This is a genomic window from Acidovorax sp. Leaf73 (assembly GCF_916855635.1).
GTDB lineage: Bacteria > Pseudomonadota > Gammaproteobacteria > Burkholderiales > Burkholderiaceae_C > Acidovorax > Acidovorax facilis.
Genome location: NZ_CAKASI010000010.1, coordinates 19,417 through 33,286 on the forward strand (window position 1 = coordinate 19,417; position 13,870 = coordinate 33,286).

The window sequence follows — 13,870 nt, forward strand, 5'->3', positions numbered from 1 at the left end:
TGATGGTTATGCGGCTGAATTATCGGACGCCCCGTTACCCCGTGCCACCGAGGGAAATCCGGGTAAACCCGCTGCCGCCTGCACGCTGAGGCAAGCGTTTTGTGCACGCTGAGCGCAGCGCGCAGGGGCGGGTCTCCCTACGATTCTCGGCACGGCGTGCACCACGCAGGCCCCATCCGAGGAGACACACAATGACAGCACACCAACCCTCCAAGCGCCAGTGGATCAAAGGGGCCGCCGCCACGGTCGGCACCCTGGCCGTGGCTCCGCAACTGTGGGCCCAGGGCAGCAGCGCGGCACCCGTGCGCATCGGTTATGCCATCGCCCGCACCGGCCCCTGGGCAGCCGGTGCCCAGGTGAGCCAGGAGCCCAACTACCTGCTGTGGGCCGAGCAGGTGAACGCAGCGGGTGGCCTGAGCGTGAAGGGCACCAAGCGCCCCATCGAACTCATCGGCTACGACGACCGCAGCGAGACCGAAACCTGCGTGCGCACCTACGAAAAGCTGATGGGCAGCGACAAGGTGGACCTGATCCTGCCGCCCTGGGGCTCGGGTGCCAACTTCGCCATCGCGCCACTGGCCAACCGCTTTGGCTACCCGCTGCTGGCACCCACGGCGCTGTCGCGCAAGCTGATCGACATGAACCTGCCTTACTTCTTCTCGCTGCTGCAGCAGCCCGACAAGATGATGGGCGCGCTGGTGGACATGCTGGTGGCCAACAACGTCAAGACCATTGCCATCGTCTACATGGACGACCTGTTTGGCCTGGAGAACTTTGCCGCGCTGAACAACGCCCTCAAGAAGACCAGCATCCAGGTGCTGGAGCGCAAGAGCTACCCGCTGGGCGTGAAGGACCTGGCCCCCGTGCTGCGCGGCATCAAGGACCAGAACCCCGACGCCTTCATCGGTATCACCTACCCGCCCGACACCATCCTGGCCAGCCGCCAGGCGCGCGAGGTGGGCCTGAACCCCAAGTTCTTCTACGCTTCGGTGGGCACGGCCTTCCAGCTCTACAAGAACGTGATGCAGGCCAACACCGAGGGCGTGATCGGCATGGGCTCGTGGAGCGTGAAGACCAGCCCCGAGGCCAAGGCCTACTTCGACGCCCACGTGAAGAAGTTCAACAAGGAGCCCGACCGCTGGGCCAGCGGCCACGCGTGGGCCGGCCTGCAGATCCTGCAGCAGGCCGTGGAAAAAGCGGGTCTGGACCGCAAGGCCCTGCGCGAACACATTGCCAAGAACGAGTTCCAGACCATCCTGGGCGGCATCCGCTTCCAGGGCAGCGAGAACGCGTCCATCCCCGGCACGGTGAGCCAGTGGCAGGGCAGCGACTTCGAAGTCGTGTGGCCCAAGGACCGTGCCACGGCGCAGTTGAACACCGCGAAACCAGCCTGGAAATAACAAAGTGTCTCTGACTTCCTGGGCCGAACTGGTCGCCAGTGGCCTCATTACCGGTGGCATCTATGCGCTGGTGGCCATGGGCCTGAACCTGCAGTACGGGCTGATGCGCATCATGAACATCTCGCATGGCGAGTTCCTGATGCTGGGCGCCTTCCTCACCTGGTCCGCGCACACCCTGTGGGGCATCTCGCCGCTGCTGCTGATGCCGCTGGCTTTCATCGCGCTGTTTGCGCTGGGCGTGGTGGTGCATGCGCTGTGCTTCAAGCGCCTGGCCGCCCGCGCACCCAATGTGGACGTGTTCGAGGCGCGCGGCCTGATGGTGGGCTTTGGCCTCATGTTCCTGGTGCAGAACACCGCGCTCCTGATCTGGGGTGGTGACCTGCGTGGGTACGAATACCTGGCCGACCCGGTGCAGATTGCGGGCATGCGCTTCACGGAAAACAAGCTGGTGTTGTTTGGCGTGGCACTGGCGCTGTCGGCCGCGCTGATCGCGCTGCTCAAGCTCACGCTGTTGGGCAAGGCGGTGAGGGCGCTGATGCAGTCGCCCACGGGAGCGCAGCTGGTGGGCATCAACACGCGGCGCCTGCATCCCATGATGTTTGGCATTGGCCTGGGCCTGTCGGGCGTGGCGGGTGCGCTGCTGTCGATGACGTATGAGATTTCTCCGTCGATGGGTGAGCCCTATACCGTGACGGCGCTGATCGTGATCACGCTGGGCGGCTTCGGCAGCCTGGCGGGCAGTCTGGCCGGCGGCCTGCTGCTGGGCGTGGTCGAGGCGCTGGGCATGCACTTCAGCAGCCCGTCTCTCAAGATGCTGCTGAGCTATGCAGTGTTCATCGGCGTGCTGATCTGGCGCCCCAACGGACTGTTCTCCAAAAAATGACTTCCCTTCATTCCAACAAGCCTTGGCTGGCCTTGGCAGCGGGGGTGGCGGTGGTCGCCACCCTGCCCTGGCTGGTGTCCGAGTTCGCCACCTCGGTGCTGCTCAGCTGCCTGGTGTACATCGCGCTGGCCACCAGCTGGTCACTGTTCTGCGGCGCCACCCGCTACCTGTCGCTGGCCACGTCGGCCTTCTTTGGCATTGGTGCGTACACCAGCGCCACGCTGCTGGGCGTACTGCCCTGGCCGCTGGTGATTCTGAGCGGCGCACTGATCGCCACCTTCGTGGCCGTGGTGATGGGGGCTGCCGTCCTGCACCTGCGCGGCACCTACTTTGCTGTGCTGACCTTCGGCATGACCGAGCTGATCCGCCACGCCGTCACCTTTGTCGAAAAGCAGGTCTCCGGCACCGTGGGCCGCGTGCTCACGGTGGTGCCCAGCAACGAGACGGTGTACCTCACGGTGCTGCTGATTGCCGCAGCGGCCATTGCCACGGCCATTGCCATCCAGCGCAGCCGGTTTGGCCTCGCACTGGCAGGCATCGGCGCCGACGAGCAGCGCGCCCAGACGCTGGGCGTGGACACGCGCCTGGCCAAGATCGCGGGCTTTGGCATCACCGCCGCCTTTGCGGGCGCCGTGGGCGCGGCCATGGCCGTGCGCTGGACCTACATCGAGCCCGCAGCCGTGTTCAGCCCCTTCATCGGCTTCCAGACCGTGCTGATCGCACTGATTGGCGGCGCGACCAGCATTGGCGGCCCCATCCTGGCGGCCATCGTTTTCAGCCTGCTGGCCGAAACCCTGCGCCTGCAGCTGCCTTACGGCTACATGATGGTGCTGGGCCTGCTGCTGATTCTGTGCGTGATGTACCTGCCCAATGGCCTGGCCACACTGTGGCAACGGCGCAAGCCTGCCGAGGGAGCACACCATGGCTGAAGCACTTTTGACCATTGACAGCGTGACCGTGCGCTTTGGCGGCCTGACTGCCGTGGATGGCGTGAGCGCCACGCTGCACACGGGCGAGCTGATCGGCATCATCGGCCCCAACGGTGCGGGCAAGACCACATTCTTCAACGCCATCTCGGGCGTGCAGCCGCCTACCTCGGGCACGCTGCACTGTGGTGCCGACAACCTGACCGGCAAGGGCCCGCACCACTATGCAGCCCACGGTATTGCCCGCACCTTCCAGACGCCGCGCGTGTTCCCCGACATGACGGTGCGCGACAACGTGCGCTTTGGCATGCAGTTCGCAGGCCGCCACCGCCAGGGGCCCGAGGGCCTGCGCAGCGAGGGCGAGATCCTGGCCATGCTGGGCCTGGCGCACCTGGCCGACCGCCCTGCCGCCGACGTGACGCCTTCGCAGCAGCGCCTGCTGGAGATCGGCATGGCCCTGGGCACACGCCCGCGCCTGTTGTTGCTCGACGAGGTGGCTGCGGGCCTGACAGAAGCGGAGGTCGATGCCATGGCCCAGCGCATCCGCCGCCTGCGCGATGACTGGGGCCTGACCGTGGTGTGGATCGAGCATGCGGTGACCACGCTGCTCAAGTACGTGGAGCGTGTGCTGGTTCTGCACCAGGGCCGCAAGATTGCAGACGGCACGCCCGCGGAAGTGGTGCGCGACCCCCATGTGATCGAGGCCTATCTGGGTGACGAAATGACAGCCACCAGCGAAGGAGCCACGGCATGAGCGTCGCACACCTCACCGTGCAGAACCTGACCACGGGCTACCACGGCTTTCAGGTGCTGCAGGACCTGACACTGGAAGCCGCGCCCGGCATCACCGTCATCGTCGGCCCCAACGGCGCGGGCAAGACCACGCTGCTCAAGGCGTTGGCGGGCCTGCTGCCGCGCCAAGGCTCGGTGACGCTCGACGGCCAGGCCGTGCCTGCAATGAACGCCACGGCCTGCGTTCAACGCGGCCTGGCGCTGGTCGCCGAAGGTCGCCAGTTGTTCCCGCAGATGACGGTGACCGAGAACCTGGAGCTGGGCGGCTGGCTGGTGCCGTCGCGGGTGCGCGCCGAGCGGTTGCACCAGGCGTTTGAAGACTTTCCCCGCCTCAAAGAACGCGCCACACAGCTAGCCGGCACCATGAGCGGCGGCGAGCAGCAGATGGTCGCCGTGGCCCGCGCCATGATGAGCGGCCCGCGCCTGTTGATGCTGGACGAGCCCTCGCTGGGCCTGGCGCCGCGCATGGTCGATGAGCTGCTGGCCATCGTGCAGCGCATTGCCGCACAAGGCGTCACCGTGCTCATGGTGGAGCAGAACGTGCGCAAGGCGCTGCAGATCGCGCAGCGCGGCTATGTGCTGGAGCGCGGGCGCATCGTGGCCTCGGGCGAGGCATCGACCCTGCTGCAGTCCGACGTGGTGCGCCAGGCCTACCTCGGCATGGCCTGAAATCTATGAAGCAGCCCCTGAGTCGCTTCGCGCCTTCCCCCTCTCCTTCGGGAGGGGAACGCCCCCAGCGCGGCGGGGCTGCCCTTGCGCGGGGGCACTGGCCTCGGCACCGCCGGTTTCGGGAGCCGTAGGTCATCGCGAAAACCGTGCGGCGCTATCGCCTCCCATCATTTCGATTGCTTCTATTTTCTTTTTTGCCATCCAGGAGATTTATTCCATGACTGCCATTGCCATGTTGATCAACGGCGAGCGCGTGCAAGCCACCGGCGGCGCCACGTTTGAGCGTCGCAACCCGCTCGATGGTTCGGTCGCCACCACGGCACCCGCTGCCAGCGTGGCCGACGCCAAGGCCGCTGCCGACGCAGCCGCCAAGGCCTTCCCGGCCTGGTCGGCCCTGGGCCCCAACGCGCGCCGCGCGCTGCTGCTCAAGGCAGCACATGCGCTGGAGGCCCGCACGGCCGACTTCGCAGTGGCCATGGCGGCCGAGACCGGCGCCTCGGGCATGTGGGCGGGCTTTAACGTGCACCTGGCTGCCGGCCTGCTGCAAGAAGCCGCCGCCCTGACCACGCAGATCGCCGGCGAAGTGATCCCGTCCGACGTGCCCGGCAGCCTGGCCATGGGCGTGCGCCAGGCCGCAGGTGTTGTGCTGGGCATTGCACCGTGGAATGCGCCGGTCATCCTGGGTGTGCGCGCCATCGCCACGCCGCTGGCCTGTGGCAACACGGTGATCCTCAAGGGCTCCGAACTGTGCCCCGCCACACACGGCCTCATCATCGAGGCGCTGCAGGAGGCCGGTTTGCCCCCCGGTGTGGTGAACTTCGTGACCAATGCACCCGCCGATGCGGGCGCCGTGGTCGAGGCCATCGTGGCCCACCCGGCAGTGCGCCGCATCAACTTCACCGGCTCCACCAAGGTGGGCCGCATCATTGCGCAGACCTGCGCCAAGTACCTCAAGCCCGTGGTGCTGGAACTGGGTGGCAAGGCCCCGCTGCTGGTGCTGGACGATGCAGACATCGATGCTGCCGTAGCAGGCACCGTGTTTGGCGCATTCGCCAACTCGGGCCAGATCTGCATGTCCACCGAACGCATCATCGTGGACAACGCCGTGGCCGACGAGTTCGTGGCCAAGCTGGGCGCGCGTGCCAAGGCCCTGCCCCTGGGCGACCCGCGCAAGGGCCCGGTGGTGCTGGGCTCGGTGGTGGACATGACCACGGTGCAGCGCTGCAACGCCCTCATCGACGACGCGCTGGCCAAGGGCGCCAAGCTGGTCTGCGGCGGCAAGAGCGACAGCACGCTGATGCAGGCCACGGTGCTCGACCATGTGACGGCCGCGATGGACATCTACCGCGAAGAATCCTTCGGCCCCGTCAAACCCGTGGTGCGCGTGAATGGTGTGGAGGAAGCCATTGCCTGCGCCAACGACAACGAGTTCGGCCTGTCATCCGCCGTGTTCAGCCGCGATGTAGCCAAGGCCTGGAACGTGGCGGCACGCATCGAGTCGGGCATCTGCCACGTCAACGGCCCCACGGTGCATGACGAAGGCCAGATGCCTTTTGGCGGCGTGAAAAGTTCGGGTTACGGCCGCTTTGGCGGCATGGCCGGGGTGCGTGAATTCACCGAACTGCGCTGGATCACCGTGCAGACCACGCCGCGCCACTATCCGTTCTGAACATCAAAAAAGATAGCACCTAGCGCATGATTTACCTGCGCCAGGTGCCACTTTTCTTCAAAATCACACGGTGATGGCATCCAGCGGCCAGCGCGGCTTCACGTCAAAGGCGTAGTCGGTGTTGGCCTGCTGCTGCCCCGCCTGCAGCCGCATGGCCGCTGCCATGGCAATCATGGCGCCGTTGTCGGTGCACAGGTGCAGCTCAGGGTAGTGCACGCGCACCTTGGCCGCAGCGCAGGCCGCATTGAGTTGCGCACGCAGGTGCCGGTTGGCCCCTACGCCACCAGCGACCACCACACGTTTCAGGCCGGTCTGCTTGAGCGCGGCCAGCGTCTTCTTCACCAGCACTTCGACAATCGCAGCCTCGGTGCTCGCCGCCAGGTCGGCCTTGCGTGCCTCCAGCTCATCGCCCAGCTTCTTGGCCTGCGTGAGCACGGCCGTCTTGAGCCCGGCGAAAGAGAAATCGAGGTTGCCACTGTGCAACAGCGGACGCGGCAGCTTGAAGGCTGCAGCATCGCCCTGCTCAGCCAGGCGCGAGAGCGCTGGCCCACCGGGGTAGCCCAGGCCCATGAGCTTGGCGGACTTGTCGAACGCCTCGCCAGCAGCATCGTCAATGGTCTCGCCCAGGATCTCGTATCGGCCCACGCCGTCCACACGCATCAGCTGGGTGTGACCGCCTGATACCAACAGGGCCACAAAAGGGAATTCAGGCGGGTCGGCGCTGAGGAAGGGCGACAGCAGGTGCCCCTCCAGGTGGTGCACGCCCAGCACCGGCTTGTCCAGTGCAGCGCCCAACGCGCACGCCACGCCCGCCCCCACCAGTAGCGCACCCGCCAGGCCCGGCCCGCGGGTGTAGGCCACCACGTCCACATCGGCCAGCGACTGGCCGGACTCGGTCAGCACCTGCGTGGCCAGCGGCAGCACACGTCGGATGTGGTCACGGCTGGCCAGCTCGGGCACCACGCCACCGTAGGCCTGGTGCATCTCAATCTGGCTGTGCAGCGCGTGCGATAGCAACGTGGGCACGGCATTGCCCGTGGAACGGACCAATGCCACGCCCGTTTCGTCGCACGAAGATTCAATACCGAGGATCAGCAAACTCATGCCCCGAGTGTAAAACCCGGCCCCGTTCAGGGTCGGATGCAAAAACCCCTGCTGGCAGTCGCCAGCAGGGGTTGTGCGGATGGATGGCGCTTGCCGACGCGGCGGCTTGCTTACCAGCGGTCCGAACGCATGCGCAGTTCCCAGCTTCCGCTGCGCAGTTCATACACGCCCACGGCGCCGTAGCGCTGTTCGCCCTTGTCGTCCCAGGTCATGGTGCCGATCACGGGCGCATAGCCGTTGATGCTGTGCATGGCCTTGGTGATCGCTTTCGGATCGGCCGACTTGGCCTTCTGGATGGCGGCTGACAGCACATAGGTGCTGTCGTAGCTGTAGTGGCCGCCATAGGCCGGGGGCTTCTTGTAGGCCTCGATGTACTTTTCAAGGAAGGGCTTGCCGGTGGTGAACTCCTTGGCTTCCAGTACGGGCGATGTGGCGTAGACGCCTTCGACCATGCCCATGGCCTTGGTCATGTCGGTGGTCTTGATGGTGTCCCCGCCCAGCAGGCTAACCTTGGTGTGGTCAACCTTGCGCAGGGCTTCGAGCAGAGCCAGGGCCTGAAAGTCGTTGAGGGTGGACACGATGACCTCGACCTTGGCGGCCTTCAGCTCGCCAGCCAGTTCATCGAAAGCCACCGTCTTGTCGTCAAACGACTTGCGCACCACCACTTCCTTCTTTTCAGCCTTGAGCTGCTCGGCAGCACCGTCGGCCAGGCCCTTGCCGTAAGGCGTGCCATCGTCCAGCGCAGCGTAGCGGGCGGCACCCAGCTGTGTGGCGGCAAACGAGCCGATAGCGCGCGCCTGCAAGGTGTCATTGGCCACCATGCGGAAGGTGGTTGGGAAGCCGAGTTGCGTGAACTTGGGGTTGGTGGAGATGGCGATCTGGGCGATGTCCTTGGCGGCGTAAATCGGGGCCGTCTCAATGCTCACCCCCGAATTCAGGTGCCCGATCACCGCCACCACGCCCGAGTCCACCAGCTGCTGCGCCACGGTCTTGCCGGTGGCGGCGTCGGCCTTGTCGTCCACCGACACCACCTCCAGCGTCACACGCTTGCCGTCCACGGTGTAGCCACCCTTGTTCAGTTCTGCCACGGCCAGGTTGACGCCGTTGAGCAAATCCTGCCCCAGCGCGCCCAAGGGGCCGGAGAGGGGCTGGGCCACGCCGATCTTGATGGTGTCGGGCACCTTGCTGCAGCCTGTCAGCACCAGCAGCGCGGATACCGCCACGGTGGTCAGGGCCAAGCCGGCAGAGATACGCCGCCGGTCAATGTGCTTGTTCATGCAAATCCTCTTGAATGGGTCAATGTGACCAGATGTATATGCGATGCGACCGGGTAGCTGCTATCGGGTATGCCCTGCCCATCGACAAACTATTAGCAAGTTTCAGGCCTTGGAAGCGGCCACAACCTGCTGCCAGCCTGCAGCCCCGGAACGCACCGCTTCGATGCACCATTTTGTGGCGTAAAAATTGCTTATGCTCCTGGGTATGAACGAGTCTCTGCGCATCGTGGTGGTTGCCCCGGATCTGGCAGTCGCCGACCCCGCCGACGAACACGCCGTACTTCAGGCGGAACGGTCGCGGGCGCTGCGCATTGGGCTGCTGGAGAACAACTTCAACCTGGTGGCCACCCTGCCTGCCGATGTCTTCCTGAGCGAGCGGATCGCCCAGCTGCAGCCCGACCTCATCATCGTGGACGCCGAAAGCGAGGCGCGCGACGCGCTCGAACATGTGGTGATGGCCACGCGCGACGAGCGGCGCCCGATCGTGATGTTCACCAACGACGAGGACACCTCACACGTGAAGGACGCGGTGGCGGCGGGCGTGTCGGCCTACATCGTGGCGGGCCTGGCGCCCCAGCGCATCCGCCCCATTCTGGACGTGGCCATGGCGCGCTTCCAGCACGAACAGGCGCTGCGCGCCGAGCTGGCCGACGCCAAGACCGAACTCAAGGACCGCAAGACCATCGACCGCGCCAAGGGCCTGCTCATGCAGCGCCAGGGCCTGAGCGAACAGGCAGCCTACGAAAAGCTGCGCAAGACGGCCATGGACAAGGGCCTCAAGCTCGTGGACGTGGCGCAGCGCATGCTCGATGTGATGGATCTGCTGGGTTGAATAGGTGACTTCCCCCTGAGGCGCTGTGCGCCTTCCCCCTTCTCTCGAATCGCTGCGCCATTCGGGAAGGAGGGACGATGCCCTCGCTGCGGGGCGGCCCTTGCTTGACATCCCTCGCCTGGGTCACGCCCGGGTCCACCGGCTTATCCCCAAATGGTGCGCCGCACAAATGCAGTGCAGCACTCTGCGCGCGCACCATCATCGCAAATTTTCAAGCCAAACTTGACGCTACCGCTTGATAAATAAGCACAAGCAGCTACTAATTTGGTAGCAGATCATGCGCTGTATTGGAGCAAGGCCGGTATGAAAAAGGCTGGCACGCTGCTTGCATTAACCTTGGCAAGACCAAAGACGGTCCCACCACTGACAGCACTGACCCAATGGCGGGCCGGTGCTGACACAAGGCCCCCCAATGGGCTTTGCCATGGACAAAGGCGTCCCTCTCCGAGCCCGTTTGCGCATGCAACCCGGCCAGGGGAGGACGCCTTTTTTGTTTTCTAACGCACCGAGGAACCGCCCCATGACCGATCTGTTGAAAACCAGCCTCAACCGCCGCACCGTGCTGCAGGCAGCTACCGTTGGCGCCGTGGGCGTGAGCCCCGCCCTGCGCGCCCTGGTGCATGCCCAGGGCTCGGACGCCCCCGAGAAGAAGGAAGTGAAGATCGGCTTCATCCCGCTGACCGACTGCGCCAGCGTGGTGATGGCCTCGGTGCTGGGCATCGACAAGAAGTACGGCGTGACCATCATCCCCACCAAGGAAGCATCGTGGGCCGGTGTGCGCGACAAGCTGGTGAATGGCGAACTCGACTTTGCCCACGTGCTGTATGGCCTGGTCTACGGCGTGCACTTGGGCCTGGCTGGCCCCAAGAAGGACATGGCCGTGCTGATGAACCTCAACCACAACGGCCAGGCCATCACGCTGTCCAAAAAGCTCGCCGACAAGGGCGCCGTCAACGGAGCGGGCCTGGCCAAGCTGATGGCCAGCGAGAAGCGAGAGTACACCTTCGCGCAGACCTTCCCCACCGGCACCCACGCCATGTGGCTGTACTACTGGCTGGCGGCCAACGGCATCAACCCGATGAAGGATGCCAAGGTCATCACCGTGCCCCCGCCACAAATGGTGGCCAACATGCGTGTGGGCAACATGGACGGCTTCTGCGTGGGCGAACCCTGGAACCACCGCGCCATAATGGACGGCATCGGAGTGACCGCGACCACCACGCAGGACATCTGGAAAGACCACCCCGAAAAGGTGCTGGGCACAACGTCCGAATTCGTGCAGAAATACCCCAATACGGCCCGTGCCGTGACGGCCGCCATCCTGGAGGCCAGCAAATGGATCGACGATGGCCTGGCCAACAAGAACAAGATGGCCGAAACCATTGCCGGCAAGGCCTACGTGAACACAGGCGTCGATGCCATCAACCAGCGCATCCTGGGCCGCTACCAGGACGGCATGGGCAAGACCTGGGACGACCCCAACCACATGAAGTTCTTCAATGAAGGCACGGTGAACTTCCCCTACCTCACGGACGGTATGTGGTTCCTCACGCAGCACAAGCGCTGGGGCCTGATCAAGGACCACCCCGACTACCTGAACGTGGCCAAGGCGGTGAACCGTATCGACGTCTACAAACAGGCCGCCACCGCCTCCAAAACACCGCTGCCCAAGAGCGAAATGCGCACCAGCAAGTTCATGGATGGCGTGGTGTGGGACGGCAAAGACCCCGCCAAGTACGCCGACAGCTTCAAGATCAAGGCGTAAACGCCCTGCCCCGCCCACCCTGCCAAGGAGAACACCATGGTCAGTGCCGTCTTTCACTCCCCGTTGGATGCAGCCCCCGTGGTTGCACAGAACGCTATGAATAATGTAGCTATCAGCGCTTCACCAGCAAGCGGCAGAAGCCAAAAACAGTCCAAATCCGAAACAACTGCGAGCCCCGCCCCTGCCAGTCGCGACTGGGCGGCCCTGTCGCGCAGTTTCTGGATGGCGGTGCTGCCGCCGCTCTGTGGCCTGGGCCTGCTCATCGGTCTGTGGGCAGTGGTATCCACCACCACGGGCGGCAGCATCCCCAGCCCGGTGGAGACCTGGAAGCAGGCGCTGGAAATCTTCAGCAACCCGTTCTACCGCAATGGCCCCAATGACCAGGGCGTGGGCTGGAATGTGCTGATGTCGCTGGAGCGCGTGGCCGTGGGCTTTGGCATGGCGGCGCTGGTGGGCATTCCGGCAGGCTTCGTGATCGGACGGTTCAACTTCCTGTCGCGCATGTTCAACCCGCTCATCAGCCTGCTGCGGCCGGTGTCGCCGCTGGCCTGGCTGCCGATCGGCCTCTTGGTGTTCAAGGGCGCCAACCCCGCCGCCATCTGGACCATCTTCATCTGCTCCATCTGGCCCATGATCATCAACACCGCCGTGGGCGTGCAGCGTGTGCCGCAGGACTACATGAACGTGGCCCGCGTGCTGAACCTGAGCGAATGGAAGATCGCCACCAAGATCCTCTTCCCCGCCGTGCTGCCCTACATGCTGACCGGCGTGCGCCTGGCCGTGGGCACCGCATGGCTGGTGATCGTAGCTGCCGAGATGCTGACCGGCGGCGTGGGCATTGGCTTCTGGGTGTGGGACGAGTGGAACAACCTCAACGTCAAGAACATCATCATCGCCATCTTCGTGATCGGCATCGTCGGGCTGGTGCTGGAGTTTGCGCTCATCAAGCTGGCCACCGCATTTACGTTTGAAGAGGTGAAAGCATGAACACGACCACCACGGCAGCATCCACACACCCCTCCATGAGCACCAAGTTCATCGAAGTCCACGGCGTCGAACAGACCTTCAAGACGGCCAAGGGCCTGTTCCCCGCGCTGCGCGACATCAACCTGACGATTGCCAAGGGCGAGTTCGTGGCGCTGATCGGCCACTCGGGCTGCGGCAAGTCCACGCTCCTGAATCTGATCGCCGGGCTGACCACGCCCACCAACGGTGCGCTGCTGTGCGCCAACAAGGAGATCAAGGGCCCCGGCCCCGAGCGCGCCGTGGTGTTCCAGAACCACTCGCTGCTGCCCTGGCTCACCTGCTTCGACAACATCTACCTGGCCGTGGAGCGCGTGTTTGGCGGCAAGGAAACCAAGGCCCAGCTCAAGGCCCGCACCGACGCCGCACTGGCCCTGGTGGGCCTCACGCCCGCTGGGCAAAAGCGCCCCGGTGAAATCTCTGGCGGCATGAAGCAGCGCGTGGGCATTGCCCGGGCACTCTCCATGGAGCCCCAGGTGCTGCTGATGGACGAGCCCTTTGGCGCGCTGGACGCCTTGACCCGCGCCAAGCTGCAGGACGAATTGCTGGAAATCGTCGCACGCACCCACAGCACCGTGGTCATGGTGACGCACGACGTGGACGAAGCCGTGCTGCTGTCCGACAAGATCGTGATGATGACCAACGGCCCGGCCGCGACGATTGGCGAAGTGCTGACCGTCGACCTGCCCCGCCCCCGCAAACGCGTGGAGCTGGCCGAAGACCCGCAGTACGTGCACTACCGCAAGGCGGTGATCGATTTCCTCTACACCCGTCAGGGGCACGTAGAAAAAGCAGCTTGAACCGCTGGGCTCCAGGCCCGACAACACGGCAAATCAAAAGGGCTCTGACCAGATCGGTCAGAGCCCTTTTTCGTTTTGTCCCCATGGTAGGGCCGTCGCACGCGCGCAACCCCAGGCCAGCGCCCCCCGCGCAAGGGCCGCCCCGCCGCGCTGGGTGCGTCCCCCTTCCCGAATTGCGAAGCAATTCGAGAGAAGGGGGAAGGCGCGCAGCGCCTCAGGAGGTTGTCCTCTAATGGCTACCAGTGATGTACTGCTCCAGCTGTTCAATGATGAATTTCTGCTCGGAGATGATGTCCTTGACCAAGTCCCCGATCGAGATCATGCCCACGAGTTTGCCGTTGTTGTCCACCACGGGTAGGTGGCGCAGGCGGCCGGTACTCATGATCTGCATGCACTGCTCGCTGGTCTGCTCGGGCCGCACAAAGCGTACCGAGGTGGTCATCACATCGCGCGCCAGCGTGGCGGCTGACGTGCGGCCCAGCAGGGCGATCTTTCGCGCGTAATCGCGCTCTGTGAAGATGCCCACGATGGCATCCCCCTCGGTAACCACCAGGGCGCCGATGCCCTTGTCGGCCATGAGCTTGAGCGCATCGAACACCGACGCCGTGGGCGCAATGGTGTGGACAGTGGCGTCCGGTTTGGACTGAAGAATTTTGGCGACTACGGTCATGGAACCTCCCTCGTAACACCTGGAACAGGTACAGAGAGATTTCAGCCCATAAGCCCAACG

Annotated in this window: 13 protein-coding genes; 10 read left to right on the forward strand and 3 right to left on the reverse strand. The window is 64.7% G+C overall.

The genetic code is table 11. From position 1 onward, the window contains the following. Positions 1-191 precede the first annotated feature (191 nt). The 6 genes from LPA35_RS25590 to LPA35_RS25615 all read left to right on the forward strand — a co-directional run bounded on the left by LPA35_RS25590 (position 192) and on the right by LPA35_RS25615 (position 6,339). Positions 192-1,400, forward strand: a complete 1,209-nt coding sequence (locus tag LPA35_RS25590) for an amino acid ABC transporter substrate-binding protein (protein WP_108498982.1) — start codon at positions 192-194, stop codon at positions 1,398-1,400. Between the two features lie 4 nt (positions 1,401-1,404). Then, positions 1,405-2,283, forward strand: coding sequence for a branched-chain amino acid ABC transporter permease (locus tag LPA35_RS25595; RefSeq protein WP_228900114.1), 879 nt, complete (start codon positions 1,405-1,407; stop codon positions 2,281-2,283). After that, positions 2,280-3,212 carry a branched-chain amino acid ABC transporter permease gene (locus tag LPA35_RS25600; protein WP_228900116.1) on the forward strand — a complete coding sequence of 311 codons (933 nt, stop codon included), beginning with the start codon at positions 2,280-2,282 and terminating at the stop codon, positions 3,210-3,212. The genes LPA35_RS25595 and LPA35_RS25600 overlap by 4 nt, the downstream gene beginning before the upstream one ends. Further along, the gene (locus LPA35_RS25605; RefSeq protein WP_228900119.1) at positions 3,205-3,963 is read left to right on the forward strand and encodes an ABC transporter ATP-binding protein; all 759 of its coding nucleotides are present in this window, start codon (positions 3,205-3,207) and stop codon (positions 3,961-3,963) included. The genes LPA35_RS25600 and LPA35_RS25605 overlap by 8 nt, the downstream gene beginning before the upstream one ends. Further along, complete coding sequence (locus LPA35_RS25610) at positions 3,960-4,670, forward strand: ABC transporter ATP-binding protein (RefSeq protein WP_228900126.1); 711 nt, start codon at positions 3,960-3,962, stop codon at positions 4,668-4,670. The genes LPA35_RS25605 and LPA35_RS25610 overlap by 4 nt, the downstream gene beginning before the upstream one ends. A 217-nt stretch (positions 4,671-4,887) precedes the next feature. Next, positions 4,888-6,339 (forward strand): aldehyde dehydrogenase, encoded by a 1,452-nt coding sequence (locus LPA35_RS25615; RefSeq protein WP_228900129.1) that lies wholly within the window; start codon positions 4,888-4,890, stop codon positions 6,337-6,339. 63 nt (positions 6,340-6,402) lie between these two features. Here LPA35_RS25615 and tsaD read toward each other — a convergent pair whose 3' ends face one another. Then, the gene (tsaD, locus tag LPA35_RS25620) at positions 6,403-7,443 is read right to left on the reverse strand and encodes a tRNA (adenosine(37)-N6)-threonylcarbamoyltransferase complex transferase subunit TsaD (protein WP_228900132.1); all 1,041 of its coding nucleotides are present in this window, start codon (positions 7,441-7,443) and stop codon (positions 6,403-6,405) included. A 110-nt stretch (positions 7,444-7,553) separates the two neighbouring features. After that, a complete protein-coding gene (locus tag LPA35_RS25625) occupies positions 7,554-8,720 on the reverse strand; it encodes a branched-chain amino acid ABC transporter substrate-binding protein (RefSeq protein ID WP_121419415.1) in 1,167 nt (388 codons plus the stop codon). 205 nt (positions 8,721-8,925) lie between these two features. On the opposite strand from LPA35_RS25625, the gene LPA35_RS25630 reads away from it, so the two are divergent. From LPA35_RS25630 to LPA35_RS25645, 4 genes are all read left to right on the forward strand, one after another. Then, positions 8,926-9,552 (forward strand): ANTAR domain-containing response regulator, encoded by a 627-nt coding sequence (locus tag LPA35_RS25630; protein WP_121419414.1) that lies wholly within the window; start codon positions 8,926-8,928, stop codon positions 9,550-9,552. Positions 9,553-10,072: 520 nt separating this feature from the next. Further along, positions 10,073-11,317, forward strand: coding sequence for a CmpA/NrtA family ABC transporter substrate-binding protein (locus LPA35_RS25635; protein WP_121507101.1), 1,245 nt, complete (start codon positions 10,073-10,075; stop codon positions 11,315-11,317). 36 nt (positions 11,318-11,353) lie between these two features. Then, the gene (ntrB, locus tag LPA35_RS25640) at positions 11,354-12,304 is read left to right on the forward strand and encodes a nitrate ABC transporter permease (protein WP_228900135.1); all 951 of its coding nucleotides are present in this window, start codon (positions 11,354-11,356) and stop codon (positions 12,302-12,304) included. Then, complete coding sequence (locus LPA35_RS25645; RefSeq protein WP_121507103.1) at positions 12,301-13,140, forward strand: ABC transporter ATP-binding protein; 840 nt, start codon at positions 12,301-12,303, stop codon at positions 13,138-13,140. Before ntrB ends, LPA35_RS25645 begins: the two co-directional genes overlap by 4 nt. A gap of 229 nt (positions 13,141-13,369) precedes the next feature. Here LPA35_RS25645 and LPA35_RS25650 read toward each other — a convergent pair whose 3' ends face one another. Then, positions 13,370-13,810 (reverse strand): CBS domain-containing protein, encoded by a 441-nt coding sequence (locus LPA35_RS25650; protein ID WP_121419410.1) that lies wholly within the window; start codon positions 13,808-13,810, stop codon positions 13,370-13,372. Positions 13,811-13,870: the final 60 nt, after the last annotated feature.